General features: G+C 36.2%; 10 protein-coding genes. 7 read left to right on the top strand and 3 right to left on the bottom strand.

Annotation, left to right across the window (positions count from 1 at the left end; genetic code table 11):
- The first annotated feature begins 154 nt into the window (after window positions 1-154).
- The 7 genes from OZP07_RS06115 (at window position 155) to OZP07_RS06085 (ending at window position 13,839) form a co-directional block, all read left to right on the top strand.
- Window positions 155-4,072 carry a hybrid sensor histidine kinase/response regulator transcription factor gene (locus OZP07_RS06115; RefSeq protein ID WP_281637656.1) on the top strand — a complete coding sequence of 1,306 codons (3,918 nt, stop codon included), beginning with the start codon at window positions 155-157 and terminating at the stop codon, window positions 4,070-4,072.
- A 236-nt stretch (window positions 4,073-4,308) separates the two neighbouring features.
- Window positions 4,309-7,290 carry a SusC/RagA family TonB-linked outer membrane protein gene (locus OZP07_RS06110; protein WP_281637655.1) on the top strand — a complete coding sequence of 994 codons (2,982 nt, stop codon included), beginning with the start codon at window positions 4,309-4,311 and terminating at the stop codon, window positions 7,288-7,290.
- 11 nt (window positions 7,291-7,301) lie between these two features.
- On the top strand, window positions 7,302-8,900 hold the full coding sequence (locus tag OZP07_RS06105) for a RagB/SusD family nutrient uptake outer membrane protein (protein WP_281637654.1): 1,599 nt from the start codon (window positions 7,302-7,304) through the stop codon (window positions 8,898-8,900).
- 32 nt (window positions 8,901-8,932) lie between these two features.
- A complete protein-coding gene (locus OZP07_RS06100; RefSeq protein WP_281637653.1) occupies window positions 8,933-10,072 on the top strand; it encodes a SusE domain-containing protein in 1,140 nt (379 codons plus the stop codon).
- 91 nt (window positions 10,073-10,163) lie between these two features.
- Window positions 10,164-11,261 (top strand): glycoside hydrolase family 53 protein, encoded by a 1,098-nt coding sequence (locus OZP07_RS06095; protein WP_281637652.1) that lies wholly within the window; start codon window positions 10,164-10,166, stop codon window positions 11,259-11,261.
- A 6-nt stretch (window positions 11,262-11,267) separates the two neighbouring features.
- The gene (locus OZP07_RS06090) at window positions 11,268-11,393 is read left to right on the top strand and encodes a hypothetical protein (RefSeq protein WP_255549694.1); all 126 of its coding nucleotides are present in this window, start codon (window positions 11,268-11,270) and stop codon (window positions 11,391-11,393) included.
- Window positions 11,394-11,412: 19 nt separating this feature from the next.
- The gene (locus tag OZP07_RS06085; RefSeq protein ID WP_281637651.1) at window positions 11,413-13,839 is read left to right on the top strand and encodes a DUF4982 domain-containing protein; all 2,427 of its coding nucleotides are present in this window, start codon (window positions 11,413-11,415) and stop codon (window positions 13,837-13,839) included.
- Between the two features lie 76 nt (window positions 13,840-13,915).
- Here OZP07_RS06085 and bglX read toward each other — a convergent pair whose 3' ends face one another.
- The 3 genes from bglX to OZP07_RS06070 form a co-directional block, all read right to left on the bottom strand.
- On the bottom strand, window positions 13,916-16,204 hold the full coding sequence (gene bglX / locus OZP07_RS06080) for a beta-glucosidase BglX (RefSeq protein ID WP_281637650.1): 2,289 nt from the start codon (window positions 16,202-16,204) through the stop codon (window positions 13,916-13,918).
- Between the two features lie 248 nt (window positions 16,205-16,452).
- On the bottom strand, window positions 16,453-17,832 hold the full coding sequence (locus OZP07_RS06075) for a sialate O-acetylesterase (RefSeq protein ID WP_281637649.1): 1,380 nt from the start codon (window positions 17,830-17,832) through the stop codon (window positions 16,453-16,455).
- Window positions 17,822-18,919, bottom strand: coding sequence for an SGNH/GDSL hydrolase family protein (locus OZP07_RS06070; RefSeq protein WP_281637648.1), 1,098 nt, complete (start codon window positions 18,917-18,919; stop codon window positions 17,822-17,824). The genes OZP07_RS06075 and OZP07_RS06070 overlap by 11 nt, the downstream gene beginning before the upstream one ends.
- Window positions 18,920-19,002: the final 83 nt, after the last annotated feature.

The raw sequence follows: 19,002 nt of genomic DNA, 5'->3' as shown, positions 1-19,002 counted from the left end.
ACTTTTATACACTCTAATGCCACAAATTTTGAAACCATTATTACACTTTTTTACCTTATTTTTTTTAGGCACATTAATTTGTTTTCCCCAATCCCAAACTGTCTTTAAAAAGATAAATAAATCATCTGGGCTGTCTAACGGCAGGATTACCAGTATGGCAAAAGAAAAGGACGGTTTTGTATGGATTGGTACTAATAATGGATTGAACCGTTATGACGGTCTGGGTTTCAAAGTGTACAACAAAAGGAACAGCAGTATTGGATCCAATGATATTTCGGATATTTTAATTGACAGCAAAAACAGAATCTGGATTACAACTCTGGGAGGCGGATTAAATTATTATAATCCGCTGGATGATACTTTTCAAATTTTCAAAAACAATCCCGGCAATCCTAAATCGCTGATATCTGATAACGTCAGCACCTTAATCGAAGACTCAAAAGGGCTTATCTGGCTTGGTACCGAAAAAGGTCTGTGCAGCTTTAATCCAATTACCAGACAGTTTGTCTCTTACACCAATAAATTCAGTAACAATCAGACCAAAAAGAGCAACAGTATTACCAGTATTTATGAAGATAAAAATAAAAACTTGTGGATCGGTACTTTTGGAAACGGTTTATTTTTATTTGATAAAACTGAAAAAAAATTCACCCAGATTAAATCTGAAAGGGTATATGTTTCTGATTTCATAAATGTTATTTCGGCTTTAAATCCAGACAAAATTCTTATTGGCACCAGCGGAAGCGGTCTGCTGTTATATGATTTAGCAACACAGAAATTTTCTGATTTTCTAAAGGATAATTTAGCTTTAAAACAAGAAATAAACATTGTCCGTTCTGTAAAAATTGACAGTAAAAACAATCTATGGATTGGTACCGATGGCAACGGCGTTTTTGAAGTGGAATATCCCAATGCCACTCATCCAATAATTCATAACTATTTATATAATCCGCAGTTGGAAACCTCGCTTTCCGGTAATTCTATTTATACCATAATTGATGATGCAGACGCCAATATCTGGATTGGTACGGCATGGAACGGCATCAGTGTTTTGGACAAAAAAAACAGAAGCGAATTGCTGTTTAGTGATATTGTAGGTTTAAATCCGTCGCCGGTACTTTCGATTTATAAAAAAAACAACGAACTATATCTGGGTCTTGACGGTGAAGGATTAACCGTATTTAATGCTGCATCAAACAAAGCCAGATATTATAATGAAAAATATCATAATACGTCTATAAAAGGGCGGTACATTCAAAAAATTATCGAAACGACTGACGGAATGCTCTGGCTGGGGACTTTCAAAAACGGACTTGTAAAATTCAATAGACAAAGTGACCAGTTTGAGCAGTTCAATCATAAGTTTGGAAATAAAAGCTCAATCAGTTATGATGACGTACGAGATATTATTGAGGATAAAGACCATAATTTATGGGTCGCTACCTGGGGTGGCGGTCTGAATTATTTTGATACCAAAACAGAAAAATTTATCAGCTACAGAGAAAGTGCCAATAATAACAAGACCATAAATAATGACAACCTTATTGATATGGTTCAGGATGGAGATAAAATATGGATTGCCACATTTGGAGGCGGATTAAATGTTTTTGATACAAAGAAAAAACAGTTCCGCTATTTTAAACACAAAGATTCGGACTCCACAACGATCAGCAATAATAATATCTTCTCATTATGTAAAGATTCTAAAGGCTATTTGTGGATTGGTACTGCCGGCGGAGGTATCAATCGAATGAATTTAAAAACCAATAAAATCGAGCGTTTTGAAAAAAATGACAACATTAAATATCAAACGGTAACGGGTATTATTGAGGATGACAGCCATACCATCTGGTTTAGTACCAAACAGGGGATTATAAACTACAATTATTCGGCCAAAACCTTTAACAGCCTGCCAAAAATAACATCTGAGTTTCATATCAATTCTATTTTTAAAGATGAAAAAGGATGGATTTATTTCGGCGGCATTGACGGTGTTGTAAAGCTGAATCCTAAAACCATAGAAATGAACAGTAAGCCGCCAAAAGTGAAACTTACTAATTTTAAATTATTCAATAAAGAAGTTCCTGCCGAGAAAAATGGAATCTTAACCAGTGATATTGCTTTTACAAAAGAAATTACGCTCGATCATAATCAGGATGTACTCACTTTTGAGTTTTCGGCATTACAGTTTCCTTTTTCTAACAGCTGTGAATATGCCATCAAAATGGAGAATTTTGATGCCGACTGGCGTTTTATCGGAAAAGACAGAACTGCAACTTTTACTAATTTATCCCCAGGAAACTATATTTTCAAAGTAAAAAGTAAAGAAATAGGCGGGCAATGGGGAAAAGAATATGCTTCAGTAAAAATTCATATTTTAAGGCCTTATTGGCTGCAGTGGTGGGCTTATTTAATTTATGGAGCTGTATTGGTTTTTCTGTTTTATTTATTTAGAAAATACACTATCGAATGGGAACGGTTAAAAACTAATCTGGAGTTTGAGAGACTCACTCACGAGAAAGACAAAGAATTATACAACCTGAAACAGCAGTTTTTTACCAATATTTCGCATGAAATCAGAACTCCGGTAACCTTAATTTTAAGTTCGATAAACCGATTGTTCGATAAAGGCGAAATGCTGGAAAGCAGACAGCTGAAATCGGCACATACCATTCGGAAAAACAGTAATTTACTGCTTCAATTGGTTAATGAACTTTTAGATATTAAAAAATTTGAAACAAATGATGTCCATTTAAAAATTACTGAAAACGACTTTGTTTCCTATTGTAAAGAGATTTATCTGTCTTTTTCAGAAATTGCTTCAGACAGGAATATTGAATATACTTTTGATTCAGATAAACCAAAGATAGATTTGTGGTTTGACAAAAATCAATTCGAAAAAGTACTTTATAATCTATTGACAAATGCTTTTAAATTCACCAAAAATGGCGGAAGCATCAATATTGAAATAGAAACTGATGATGAAGCCGTGTATCTGATAGTGAAAGATACCGGAATTGGAATGTCCGAAGGAAATCTGCGCCAAATATTCAATCGTTTTTACCAGATTAAAAATGCAGAAACAGATGGAAAATCAGGATTTGGTTTAGGTTTATCTATTGCAAAAGAAATCATAGACCTGCACAAAGGCTCAATCGAAGTAAAAAGCGAAAAAGGCAAAGGAAGTATTTTTGAAGTAAAGCTTCTCAAATTGAATACTCATTTTTATGAAAATGAAATTGAAAAAACAACAGTTGTGCCCAAACAGGAATTGGATACTATTAAACATTTAAAACAAAAAGCAGTCAAAAACGAAGTCAAAAAAGAAACTATTTTAATTGTTGAAGATAATACAGCCATTCAGGAATCATTAAAAGAAATATTGAGTAATGAATATGTAATTCTTCAGGCTTTTAATGGAGAAGAAGGTTTGAAAACAGCATCAGAAAAATTTCCAGACTTAATTATAAGCGATGTCATGATGCCGGTTATGGACGGAATTGAATTTGTAAAAAAATTGAAATTAAACACTTTTACAAGTCATATTCCAATTATTATCCTGACGGCAAGAACTACTATACAAAACACAATGGAAGGCTTTGAAACTGGAGCCGATGATTATGTTGCCAAACCCTATGACGAGGAATTATTAAAAGCAAGAATCAGCAATCTGCTTAACAATCGGAAATTAATCCGTGAAAAGTTTATAAGTGATAATCTTTTAAATCCAAAAGAACTTGCTATCAGTTCGCCTGACCAGTTATTTCTGCAGCGTCTCTATGAAAGCTTAGAACCCAAGCTGGAATCCACAGATCTAAAAGCAGAAGTAATTGCAAAAGAAATCGGGATGAGCCATTCGGTAATGTACAAAAAAATAAAGGCATTAACAGGACTGTCTTATGTAGAATTTATCCGTGACTACAGACTTTCTATCGCAAAACAGCTTATAGAAGATCTAGGCTATTCTGTTTCGGATACCTGCTATAAAGTGGGCTATTCTGACCGCAAATATTTCAGTAAACTGTTCAAGGAAAAGTTCAAAAAGAACCCTTCCGAATTCCTGAAAAAATAAAAACTTTTTTTGCGTTATACTCAATTTATTTGTTTGTTTTTTCTCTATTTGATTAATTTTTAGTACTTCACCGCCCAAAGCGATGAATTCCACACCCCTATTTAACGAAATCGACCCTCATCAAAGCTCATAGAATCGAGGTAATTGCAGCCATTGAATTTAGTAGGTTTTATTTTTAGCCAGTATCAAAAAATAACACTTATTAAAACTAATCTAACCAATTTAAATTACATTTTATGATGAACCGTTTTCGAAAAAGAAAGCGCTATTTTGAAGTGAAACAGCATTTCTTCATTATGTTGTTTTTATGTTTTACAATAGGCGCATTTGGACAAAAATTAAAAATTTCAGGACTTGTTACTGATGCCGCAACGGGAACTGCTATTCCGGGGGTTAGTGTAACTGTTAAGAGTTCTAATCAGGGAACTACAACGGGGTTTGATGGTAAATATCAAATCCAGGCAAATCAAAATGATGTTCTGATATTTTCTTTTATGGGATATCGAAAAACTGAAATGACAGTAAGCAAATCAGAAACTATCAATGTCCGTTTATCAGAAGAGAATCAAAAACTGAATGAAGTTGTCGTTATTGGTTACGGAAGTACCAAATTGAAATCGGCTACTGCATCAGTAACTGCTGTGACGGCAAAAGATTTTAATAAAGGAAACATTGTTACTGCAGAAAATCTTTTAACAGGACGAGTTGCTGGTTTATCTATTACAACTGGCGGTGATCCAGGTTCTGGATCTACTATCCGAATTCGTGGCGGAGCCTCATTAGGAGCTTCAAACGATCCTTTGATTGTTATTAATGGTCTTCCGGTAGATAACAATACAATTGGAGGCTCACGTTCTGTCTTGAGTTCTATTAACCCAAGTGACATAGAATCTTTTTCTGTTTTAAAAGATGCTGCAGCTACGGCTATCTATGGTTCAAGAGCATCAAACGGTGTTATTATTATCACGTTAAAAAAAGGAACTAAAACCCTTGCTGCAAGCTTAGACATGAATATGGGTGTTAATACAATTACTAATACAGTAGATGTTTTTGATGCTAATGAAATAAGAAGCCTGATATCTGAAAAGAATCCAGCATTATTACCTTTATTAGGAACAGCAAATACGGATTGGCAGAAAGAAATTTATAGAAACAGTATTTCTTCAAATTTGAATTTTTCCGTGAGCGGAATGCTGTTTGACAAAGTTCCGTCAAGACTTTCTGTCGGCAGAACATTACAGGAAGGTTTGATATTAACTTCAGGATTTGAACGCAGCAACGCTTCGGTATCTTTGAATCCAAGTGTGCTGGATAATCATTTAAAAATTACTGTTAATGCAAATGCTTCTTTGGAAAAAAACAGATTCAACAAAGGAGTTCAGGGAACTGCAATAACTTTTGATCCTACACAGCCTGTGTATGATGCTAACTCTCCATTTGGAGGATACTTTCAATATTATAAAGACAATAATGACGGCGTTATCAACAAGAGTGATTTAACAGAACGTGCACCGCTGAACCCTGTAGCAGATTTGATGCAGACCAACAGCCGAAGCGAGGTAAAAAGAATATACGGAAATGTAAAATTAGATTACACCTTCCATTTCTTACCTGAATTATCAGCAGTTTTAAATGTTGGTTTGGACAAAAGTTCTGCCGACGGTTATTCAAGAACTTCAGACCAGAATCCGCTTTCTCAGGCTGATGGACGCATTATAGGTTCGTCAACTGAATATTCTAATGAGCAGAGCAATAATTTATTAGATGGATATCTGGCTTATAAAAAAGCAATAGGAAGCTTAAATTTTGATGTTACAGGCGGTTATTCATATCAAAAATTCACGAATAAAAGATATGCTACCAATGAATTACTGGACGATGGCGTAGATAGTTCTCCAGTTACAAACGTAGATCCAGATTTAGTTTTAATTGGATTCTTCGGAAGGACAAACCTTTCTTTTTATGATAAATATCTTTTTACATTTTCTTATCGCAGAGACGGTACTTCCCGTTTTAGTGAAGAAAACCGCTGGGGTAATTTCCCTGCAGCAGCTTTTGCCTGGAAAATCAAAGAAGATTTATTTCCAGAATCTAAAACACTATCTAATTTAAAATTAAGATTAAGCTGGGGTGTAACAGGACAGCAGGACATCGGTCAGACAAATTTAGATTTGTATATGGCGAGATATATCATGGGCTTACCGACTTCTCAATATATTTTTGGAAATACAATTACAAATATTGGAATACCACAATTTAGAAATGAAAATCTAAAATGGGAAGAAACTACGACTTATAATGCTGCTATAGATTTTGGAATGTTTAACGATAGACTGACAGCAACTGTTGAAGGTTTTTACAAAGAATCTAAAGATCTGCTTGCAAATGCTGCTATCTCAGATGGTTCTAACTTTAGTAATTCTGGTTTTCAGAACATTGGTGATTTTACATCAAAAGGTCTTGAATTTTCTATAAATGGTGATATAATTAAAAACCCAAAAGGATTCAACTGGAATGCTAATTTCAATACCACTTTTATAAAAACACAAATTAAGAGCCTGGCATTAGGCCAAGATCAGTTTATGGGTTCAACAGGATCAGGGACAGGATCTACCGCACAGATACACAGAGTAGGCTATACTCCTTATTCGTTTTATGTGTACAAACAGATTTATAATGAAGCTGGTAAACCAATTGAAGGAGCATATGCCGATCTTAATGGCGATAATGCAATCACTAGTGCGGATTTATACATTCATCATAATGGTATGCCAACTGTAACTATGGGATTTGCATCCAATATGAATTATAAAAACTTAGATCTATCTTTTAATATGAGAGCAAGTTTAGGTAATTACGTTTATAATGCTGCGAATGCTTCAAGAGCACAATACAATTTATTAAGAAACAGTTCAGTAGTATCCAACATACCAACTTCAGTCCTAGACACCAATTTCCAGTCTAATGAAGCTGTATTATTATCTGATTACTACATCGAAAATGCTTCATTCTTAAAAATGGACAATGTAACCCTTGGATATACGTTTAAAGAAACTTTTAATGCTAATTCTTCTATACGCTTATCTGCTGGTGTGCAGAATGTATTTACGATTACCAATTATTCAGGTTTAGATCCAGAGGTATTTGCGAACGGAATTGATAATTCAATAACTCCTCGTCCTAGAACTTATCTAATAGGAGCTAATATGAAATTTTAAAAAGAAACAGTATGAAGAATATAATAAAACATAAAGCAATATACATCTTAGGAACTGTATTAGTAATGGCTGGCTGTACAAATGATCTTAATATTGATGTTAAGGATCCAAATGTACTGCTTGTAGACGACTTTTATTCTACTCCCGAATCCTATAAACAAGGATTAGCAGGTGTGTATGGTAATCTTTCTTTGACAGGAGCTACAGGACCGGGAAGTTCTAACATTTCAGGTCTGGACGCAGGAACAAGCCAATACGGAAGAGGTTTCTGGAACATGCAGGAGCTTACTACAGATGAAGTTAAATGGTCATGGGAAAATGATCCGGGATTAAAAGGATTAAACAATGACACCTGGACATCCGATAATGTGGTAATCAGAGGTTTTTTTGGAAGATGTATGACACAGGTAGCTTTTGTCAATGAATATCTCAGACAGACATCAGATGCTAAATTAGACAGCCGTGGCGTAAGCACTGAATTGCGCAGTGAAATTAAAACCTATAGAGCCGAAGCCCGTTTTTTAAGAGCATTAGCTTACTATCATTTAATGGATTTATTTGGCAAAGCAGGATTTGTTACCGAAAATGATCCAGTAGGTGCTTATCAGTCACCACAGTATGGACGCCCTGAATTATTTGCTTTTGTAGAATCTGAATTGAACGCAATTATTCCAGATTTAAAAAATGCACGTGAAAATGAATATGCCAGAGCAGATAAAGCTGCAGCATGGATGTTGCTTGCTAAAATTTATCTGAACGCAGAAGTTTTTATTGGCCAGAAAAAATACGATCAATGTCTTGCAAACTGCAAAAATATAATTGATGCAGGATACACTTTATCTCCGGTATATGCCAATAACTTCAACGCAGATAATAATAGTAATTCGGCAAAAAACGAAATTATATTCCCTATTGTTTCGGATGGTAAAGTAACGCAAAACTATGGCCCTACTACGGTAATGGTTAATGCTCAGGTGGGATCATTGGAACAAAACGGTGCTAGTTTTGGTGTTGCAGGATGGGCTGGAGGATTGAGAGTTACTAAACAATTCTCAGAAACTATGTTAAATGGAAACTATGCCAAAGATGACAGAAATACCATTATCAGCAAAGACAGAACCATAGAAATGACAGACATGAACAACTATGGAACCGGATATATTACTGCAAAATGGTCTAATAAAACATCATTAGGAGTAAATGGCTCTGCAACTGAAATGGTTGATACTGATTTCCCAATGTTTAGATTAGCCGATGTGTATTTAATGTATGCCGAAGCCGTTCTTAGAGGAGCAGCCGGCGGTTCATTGACTACAGCAAGAGACTATTTCAATCTATTGCGTGCCAGAGCTCACAATACAAAAAAAATATTGACCAGCGATCTTAATTTGGACTTGATTCTAAATGAGAGAATGGTAGAACTATATTGTGAAGCCCACAGAAGACAAGATTTAATCCGTTTTGGAAAATTCACCGGAGGAAGCTACAACTGGTCTTGGAAAGGAAACGTGATGAGCGGTATTGCCATCAGTAATATCTACAATGTATTTCCAATTCCTAAAGCGAGTATAGCGGCAAATCCAAATCTTATACAAAACACAGGTTACTAAAAAAGATATAAAAAATCAAAAATATAGATACAATGAAAAAACTAATCTTACTGTTTATAGCACTTATAAGTTTAAATGCTTGTTCTGATGATAATTCACCCATTTTTACTGCAAAACCAGATGCTGATGGTATAGCATTTACCAATACTTTTGCAGCCAATTATTTAATATCACAGGCTACAAAAGACAACGTAGCCGATCGATTTATGTGGGAATCTGCAGACTTTGGTGTACCTACGAATATTACATATGAACTGCAGGGTGCTACTAAAGCTGATTTTACAGGCTTTAAAGTTGTGGGTACTACCAGCGAAAAGAATTTAGCAGTTACTGTTGCTAAATTATTGGATTTTGCCAAAGATTTAGGACTTGATGATAATCCGGCAACAACTAATGCAGATGGTACTCCAAACAATACCGGACAGGTATACTTCAGATTAAGAGCAACAGCAGGTACAGCTGGAGCTAATGAAACATTATCCGAAATAAAAGTTATTACTATTAAATGGATTGAAACTGTGGCTGCAGGAAACAGCTGCCCTTCACTTTATGCAGTTGGAGAAGCTTTGACAGATATTGGCTGGAATTTTAAACCGGCCGGAGAAATGAAATGTACTAACAATGTTGTACAGATAAAAGCAAAATTAACGAATGGAAACTTTAGATTTTTCCAAGAATCAGGAAACTGGTCATCAGCTTTGGGGTATTCCTATTATAAAGGTGAAGGTTATACTATCGATGCAAGTTTAGAAAACTCTTTAGACAATGACAGCAACTTTAAATTCGTTGGAACTCCTGGAATTTACACTATCACGATAGATAATACCAAAAAGACAATTGTATTAACAGCTTCCAGCTCTCTTTGGGCAGTAGGAGGAGCAGTACCGGGCGGGTGGAACTTTGACGCAGCTAAAACCATCCAATTTACTGAAGCTACTCCAGATATTTGGTCAGCATCTATTACATTATCAAATGATGTTTTCCGATTCTTCCACGTGTTTGGCACTTGGGATACCAAAAATAATTTTGCTTCTTACTCAGATGCGGGTTACAAAATCAACGCAAATTTAGTAAGCGACGGAAGCGGAGATGCTAATTTTAAATTTGTTGGAACACCTGGTACCTATAAATTAACAATTAACGCTGCTGCTAAAACAATTACCCTAGAGTAAACTTAATAATATTATGAAATGAGCATAACAGCAGGCTGTTTAAAAACACCAATTGCGGTTATGCTCATTACATAAAAACAGTAAACAACACATGAAAAGAATCATAACCTTATTATCACTTTCTGCTTTATTAAGTATTCAATTTGCTTGCTCAAGCAGCGATTCTCCAGAAACGCCCGTTGTAGATCCACCAGCTGTAACTGACGATTTTATTAGAGCAGCTGATATTTCTTCCCTTCCTCAAATTGAAGCTGCAGGAACTGTTTTTACCAATAATGGAAAAGCTGAAAATATGCTTACAACTTTAAAAAATGCAGGCTGTAATACTATCCGAATCCGTTTATGGAAAAATCCAGCTGGAGGTTATTCAGGATTAACCGAAGTAAAAGCTTTGGCAGCTCGTGTGAAACAAGCAGGTTTAAAAGTTTGGATTACGGTTCATTACTCAGATTCCTGGGCGGATCCGGGAACACAAACTATTCCGGCAGAATGGAAAAACTTGTCTTTTGCAGATTTGAAAACAGCAGTAGCTAACTACACATCGACAATAATCACAGAAATTAATCCTGATATTATTCAAATTGGGAATGAAATTAACATTGGATTGTTATGGCCACAAGGACATTTGATTAATAATGAAGCTCAATGTATTGATTTGTTAAAAACCGCTAGTGCAGCTGTTCGCAGTAAAGCACCAAAAACTAAAATCATGATTCATTATGCAGGAGTAAAAGCTTCTGACACGGATTGGTTTTTTAATAAAGTAAAATCCGTTGACTATGATTATATAGGACTTTCTTATTATCCTGTTTGGCATGGTACAGATTTGGCAGTTGTAAAAAGTACTATTAATAATCTAGGAACTAAGTTCAATAAAAAAGTACTTATAGCCGAAACAGCTTATCCTTTTACATTAGAATATAATGACTGGACAAATAATATTGTGGGCCTGGCCAATCAATTAGTTCCTGGTTATCCAGCAACTCCTGAGGGGCAAAAAAGTTTTATATTAGCCATTAAAGATATTGTAAAAACTTCTAATTCCGGTATAGGATTCGCTTACTGGGGAGGAGAATGGGTTTCGTTCAAAGGAAACCAAGCAACCGATGGTTCAACATTTGAAAATCAGGCATTATATGATTTTACAAATAAAGCATTACCTGTTTTTCAGGTTTTCAGCTTAAATTAAAAGAGTATGAAGAAGTTTATGGCTTCAGTAATAATTCTGGCTGATTACCACAAATGGAAGTCACAGAAAATCAATTTTATGATGCCGATGGGAGTAAAAAATTTACCTGCTCTTTTTCCATCATACTATTAAATAATTAGACAGACTGATAATGAATAAATTGATAAATATTCTAATTGTATTTTTAACAATTACACAAATTTCCTTTTCTCAGGTACGTACCGTAAGAGAATTGGATAACAACTGGAAATTTCAAAAAGGGGATTTTGAGAATGCTTTTCAAAACAATTTCAATGATTCAAAATGGGAAACAGTAACTGTCCCGCATGATTGGGCAATTTACGGTCCTTTTGATAAAGAAATAGACAAACAGAGCGTTGCAATTGTTCAAAACGGAGAAAAAACAGCTTCTGAAAAAACAGGAAGAACCGCTGCTTTACCTCATGTAGGATCTGCTTGGTATCGAAATAAATTTACAATTTCAGCTGCAGAAAAAAGTAAAAAAGTGATTTTGCTTTTCGAAGGTGCCATGAGTGAACCACAGATTTACCTAAACGGAAAAAAAGTAGGCGAATGGGCGTATGGTTACAGCTATTTTTATTTTGACATAACTGATTTTATTACGGCTGGCGAGAATATTTTGGCAGTAAAACTAACCAATAAAGAATTTGCTTCACGCTGGTATCCAGGAGCAGGTCTGTACAGAAAAGTAAGCCTTATTATAAAAAACAAGGAAAGCATCGACCAGTGGGGAACTTCTGTCACGACACCGTTTATCAGTAAAGAAGAAGCCAAAGTAAATATAAAAACTAAGGCTTCTGGGGATAATGGCTATCTGGTTACCACTATTTTTGATGCCAATGGTCAAAAAGTAAGTTCAGATAAAGCTGTGACTCCTTTTGGAACTGAATTTGACCAAAACATCAAGGTCGAAAATCCAAAATTATGGAGCCCTGAAACACCTTATCTGTACAAAGCCGTTTCACAATGGTTTGTTGGCAGTGAATTAAAAGATGAAGTTACGACCCGCTTCGGTATCCGTGACATAAAATATGAGCCTAATAAAGGATTTAGCCTAAACGGCGAGATCAGAAAGTTCAAAGGCGTTTGTCTGCACCATGATTTAGGACCTTTAGGAACAGCAGTAAACGTGGCTGCTCTGCGCCGCCAGTTAACGATACTGAAAGATATGGGCTGTAATGCAATCCGCAGTTCTCATAATATGCCTTCATTGGAACAATTAGAATTATGTGATGAAATGGGTTTTATGTTTTTAGCTGAAAGTTTTGACGAATGGGCAAAGCCAAAAGTTGAGAATGGCTACAACCGTTTTTTCGAACATTATGCTGAAAAAGATATTGTCAATTTAGTTCATGCTACAAGAAATCATCCATCAATTGTAATGTGGAGCTCTGGAAATGAAGTTCCAGATCAATGGGGAGACGAAGGAGTAAAACGTGCCAAATGGCTACAGGACATTTTCCACCGTGAAGATCCTACAAGACCCGTGACTGTTGGTATGGATCAGGTAAAAGCAACAATGGAATCCGGTTTTGGAGCGTTGCTGGATATACCAGGACTAAATTACCGCGTTCATTTATATGAAGAAGCATTTAAAAAATTTCCGCAGGGATTTATTTTAGGTTCTGAAACAGCATCTACTGTGAGTTCAAGAGGAATTTATAAATTTCCTGTAGTGCAGGCCAAAGACAAACAATATCCAGATTTTCAATGTTCGTCTTATGATTTAGAAGCCTGCAGCTGGTCCAATGTTCCTGATGAAGATTTTGTTTTGCAGGACGACAAACCTTGGGTTATAGGTGAATTTGTCTGGACAGGTTTTGATTATTTGGGAGAACCGACTCCTTATGATGAAAAATGGCCTTCCCGCAGTTCCTATTTTGGAATCAACGATTTAGCAGGATTACCAAAGGACAGATTTTATTTGTACAAAAGCCGCTGGAACAAAAACGAGAAAACCCTGCACATTTTACCGCATTGGAACTGGGAAGGACGCGAAGGTCAGGTAACGCCAGTTTTTGTGTATACCAATTATGACAGTGCAGAGCTTTTTGTAAACGGAAAAAGTATGGGTATTCAAAAAAAGAATAATTCAACACCGCAAAACAGATACCGTTTAATGTGGATGGATGTTAAGTACGAACCTGGAACGGTAAAAGTTGTTGCATTAGATAAAGATGGCAAAGCAGCCGCAGAAGAAGAAATCCACACTGCCGGAAAAGCCTACAAAATAGTACTTGATCCTGACAGAAAAACAATTAAAGCCGACGGTAAAGATCTGTCTTATGTTACGGTTTCAATATTAGATGAAAAAGGAATTCCATGCCCGAATGCTGTCAATCAGCTGCAGTTTAAAGTTACAGGAAAAGGAAAATACAGAGCCGCATGCAATGGAGATGCAACTTCGTTAGAATTATTTCATCTGCCTACAATGAAAGCCTTTAGCGGAAAAGCAGTAGTACTTGTTCAATCGCTGAAAGAAGCTGGAAACATAGAACTTATAGTTAGCAGCAAAGGTTTAAAAACCGCTACAGTAACTCTTAATTCTTCGAACTAAAAATAGCATTAAATTCAAAATCCCTCTTTCCAGAAACTGAAAAGAGGGATTTTTGTTTTGTCTTAATCTGTATTTCTTACTTCAATTCAAAACCGCTTTCTAATCCTTTGTCAGAGCTTCCTCCAACCATGATTTTGAAAGTTCCCGGTTCAACTAAATAGTTCCCGTCATTGTCATAAAACCCAAGTGCTGCATCTGTTAAAGTGAAAGATACTGTTTTGGTTTCGCCTTTTTTCAAACTAACCAATTCAAAACCTTTCAGTTCTTTTATCGGACGGATAATACTTGCATAATCATCATGAATATACAGCTGTACTACTTCTTTTCCGTCATAATTTCCTGAATTAGTAACCTCAACAGAAACCTGAACAGGCTCACCTTTTGCGAAAGCAGTCTTATTTAATTTCAGATTTTTATAATCGAATGTTGTATAACTCAAACCAAAACCAAACGGAAATTGAGGTGTTTTTTCGACATCGGTATAATGTGACCAAAACACATTTTTGTCTGTATTTGCTGGTCTTCCTGTACTGTATTTATTATAGTAAATTGGAACCTGTCCCACGTTTCTTGGGAACGACATTGGCAGTTTGCCGCTTGGATTATAATCTCCGTATAGAACCTGAGCAACAGCATTTCCTGTCTGAGTTCCCAGATGCCAAGCCTCAACAATAGCAGGAACATGTTCTGCAGCCCACGGAATACTCAACGGACGCCCATTATTTAAAACCAAAACAATATTTGGATTTACTTTATAAATTTCTTCAAGCAGTTCCTGCTGTAAACCAGGTAAATTAAGATCCGTTCTGCTGCGTCCTTCTCCACTCTGGAAACCATGCTCTCCCAAAACCATTACAACTACATCTGCTTCTTTAGCTACTTTTTTAGCTGCTTCAAAACCGCTTTTATCCGTAGTATTGAAAACAACCTCATCTAAAAAGGAAGTTTTCCCAACAGTTAAATCTGCTCCTTTTTCAAAAGTCAGTTTATTGTCTTTATACTGCTGCATTCCTTCTAAAACTGATACTGCAGTATTATCATCCGATGCAATTCTCCAGCTTCCCAATGGGCTGTTTTTATCATTTGCCAAAGCACCAATCAAAGCAATTTTCTGTCCTGATTTTTTCAAAGGCAGCAAATTTTTATCATTCTTAAGCAACACAATGGACTTTTTGGCCATATCCAAAACGCCTTCAACATGAGCCTTGTTTCCAATGGATTCTTTTTCGCGTTTTTCGTCACAATATCTGTACGGATCATCAAATAATCCCAATTCAAATTTCACACGCAAAATTCTGCGGACAGCATCATCAACCAATGCTTCTTTAACTTTTCCTTCTTTGACCAAATCAACCAGTTTTGCAACATACAGATAGGATTCCATATCCATATCCGATCCTGCAACAACTCCTTTCAAAGCGGCATCTTCCTCATCTTTGGCATAGCCATGTGCAATCATCTCACGTATCGAAGCATAATCTGAAATTACAAAACCATCAAACTTCCACTTTCCTTTCAGAATATCTCTTTGCAAAAACACATTTCCTGTAGCCGGAATTCCATTCAGTGTATTAAAGGAATTCATAAACGTACGGACACCTGCATCTACAGTCGCCTTAAACGGTGGCAAAACCGAATTGTACAATTTAGAATTACTGATATCCACAATGTTATATTCCAATCCTGCCTCAACATAACCGTAGGCAGCAAAATGTTTTGCACAAGCGGCAATTGTATTCACTTTTGCCAAATCGGCTATTGTTTCCCCTTGAAAACCTTTTACTCTCGCAGCTGCAATTTTACTTCCCAAATACGGATCCTCGCCTGCCCCTTCCATCACACGCCCCCATCGGGCATCATTGGCAACATCTACATTAGGACCAAAAGTCCAGTTTATTCCCGATGCCGAAGCCTCATCTGCCGCAATAACCGCCGATTTTTTAATCGCTTCCAGATCCCAGCTAGCCGATTCTGCCAGCGGAATAGGACTCAACGTTTTATACCCGTGAATCACATCAAAACCAATGATCAGCGGAATCCCCAATCGGGTTTCTTCGACAGCAATTTTTTGAACCGCGCGTACATTTTTTACACCGCGAACCGTCAGCATCGATCCAACTAATCCTTTGCGCAGATGCTCATATTTCAGCTCGGCAGTCCCGCCTTTTGGTGCTGGCCCTGTTACTTCCCAAAATCCATTATACTGATTCATCTGCCCCGCTTTCTCTTCCAGTGTCATTTGCTTCAGCAGCAGATCAACACGTTCTTCAACAGGTTTAGTTTTATCTAAATGAGGTAATTTTTGTGCATTCATAGTTCCAATTGTAATCAGGGTAAAAATCCCCGCAGTAATTTTTTTTTTCATTTTAAGAGTTAAGGATTATTTTTTGCAACATCATATTTAAAAAGACCAGCTTTTCTGCTCAAACTATCTGGGCGTGACCACGCAGCTTCACGGATTTCAAGACATTTTTTTCTTACCCAATTAAAATGAGGATTAAAAAAATATCATAAAAAAACAGGGAGCAATTTACTTTTCTAATTCTCTTTTGACTAAAACAGATGTTGCAAAAACTAAAACAAATGGGGCTTTTATACTTCCATAATTTGAAATTATTCCGTTATAAAAGACGAAGCAGGCAAATTGGCCTTATTAAAAAGTGCTGCCTGATCGGTATTTTTCCAAGCATAACGAGCTTTCACCGGTTTTTTTACCTGATCAGAATGCAGTACTACAGCATTATTTTTTATAACTGCATTTGCCTTATAAAACACATTATCAGCTCCTGCAACTTCAAACATTTCGGCCTTTTTATCTTTAAAATATAATCCATCGGCATAATCAAAAGTAACTGTCACTTTATTTTTATCGATTGTGATTCCTTTATAAAGCGGTCCGTTTACTAATGCTGTGTTCGTTTTATAAGTATTTGCCAAAGCCAGATTCGCCAAGCGTATTCCCACTGATTTTTTATCTTTTGGATGAATATCATCAGTAGGTGAAATATCACTGGTTACAGCCATTCCTGTATTTGGAACTTCCTGTAAAACTTTTCGCTGTGAATTGCGGACAATCGTTCCGCTGAAATGATTTTCTCCATATTTATAAGGTGCAATCTGAACATAGTAAAATGGGAAATCATAATTCCATAGTTTTCTCCAAGACGTGATTAAAGCAGAAAGCGTTTTATCATAAACCTCAGATCCCACATTGCTTTCTCCCTGATACCACAATGCCCCAGCGATTTTAAATTTTGTCAATGGATAAATCATTGCATTAAAAGCACGTCCCGGCTGATTGGGACCGTAACTTTCTTCTTTACGTGTCTTAGCAGATTCCAATAAAACAGCATCATTTTGAATCACTTCTTCCGGCATCCAGATTTCTGCTGGCGTTCCTCCCCAGTTCGATGAAATTAAACCAATTGGTACGTTCTTCAATTCTTCCTGCAGTCGTTTTCCAAAAAAATAGGCTACTGCGCTAAAATATTTCATAGTCTCAGGTGAGCATTCAGTCCAGTTTCCTGATATATTATTCTGTGGAGTTACAGCCGTTAATTTTGGAACCAAAAAAAGTCTTATGTTCGGATTTGAAGCATTTTTTACAGCTTCATCGCCATTCTCGATTCCCCAGCTGGCGCTCATTTCCATATTAGACTGCCCCGAACAAATCCAGACTTCACCAATCAGAATGTTTTTCAGTACTACTTCATTATATCCTTTTATCGTAATAGTATACGGCCCTCCTTCTTTTGGAGTCGGAATTAGAATCTCCCATTTTGCCTGATTGCTGGCTTTTATTTTATAGCTTTCATTGTTCCAGCTTGGCGTAATCACAACTTCTTCCTGCGGATTGGCAAATCCCCAAAACAGCACTTCGCTATTGCGCTGCAAAACCATATTATCCGAAAAAATATTCGGAAGCGTAACATTTGCGGAAGCGGTATTTGAAAGTATCAGGAAAAGGACAAAGACAATAAGCTTATTTTTCATTTAGCAGTTTTTTAAAATAAGGAATCAATTGGTCAGCCATTACTTTATCATCAGCAATATCTGGATGATAGCCACAGCCTTTTGGAGACATTGGCTGAAATTCGAATAATGTAATTGGCTTGTGTGTTTTATCATTTTCAAAAGCCTGAATTACTTTTTTCAGACATTTTACCAAAGTCACATTTTTATCACCCGAAACCATCGGACTTGTCAATAATACAATTCGGGCATTAGGAGCATGTTTGTAAACCGTTTTAATAAATTCGATATAATTGGAAACATATTTTTCTTCATTAAACGGCAGTCTTGCTTTTTTTCCGTCTCCATCAGAAAGGTCATTAGTCCCTAAACAAATACTAACCAAATCAGGCTGAAATGCAAAATCATACGGTTTTGAACTGTCTTTATTTAAATATAGATTTTCATAAACATCCGGAATATTGGGTTCGTTTTCATGCTCGTCATTCCAGTTCCGGTACATCCCGTAACCCGAAACAGAACTCAATACAAAATCGATATTCAAAGCTCTGGAAAGCACCGGACCATAAGCCCAATACGCATTGTGCTGATCGTACCAGTCACCGCTCCCGCAGGGAATCGCCGAAGCATCGTTTCCAAAACCGCATGTAATGGAATCTCCAATCAGTTCAATTTTTTTCTTCTTTTTGGATGCTGTGCTTTTTACTAATTTAGCTGTTGTCCCTGCAAATAAAACCCCTCCGTTCGCAGCTTCGGTAGCTTTGTAAATCGAAAGATGGTGCGTTTTTTTACCATTAGAAACTTTAACAGGATAGCTTTTTATTTCCCCTTTCTCAATTCGAACTCTCCCGATATAGTTTCCGTCGAGTTCCAATGAAACATAGTTTTGATGATTCTCTAAACTTTGCAGTAAAACATCGCATGAGTTGCCGCTAAAATCAAAAGAAACAGCAGCAGCAGCACCTATCAGCACCGCTTTATTATCTGCTAATTTTTCGATTCTTCCGCTATACTCAAAATATGACTGATTTTCAGCGTTTTTTTGCGCAATAGAAATTGACGAACCGCAGACCAATAAAAATAAAAGGTATATTTTTTTATAATTCATAATCTTTTAGGACTTTCTTTGTAATATAGGCAACAAATATAAAGCGATTGCTATTCAAGAACAGATACTATTTTTTCAAATTA

The organism is Flavobacterium marginilacus, from assembly GCF_026870155.1.
Lineage (GTDB): Bacteria > Bacteroidota > Bacteroidia > Flavobacteriales > Flavobacteriaceae > Flavobacterium > Flavobacterium marginilacus.
This window is presented reverse-complemented; position numbering and strand designations above follow the sequence as displayed.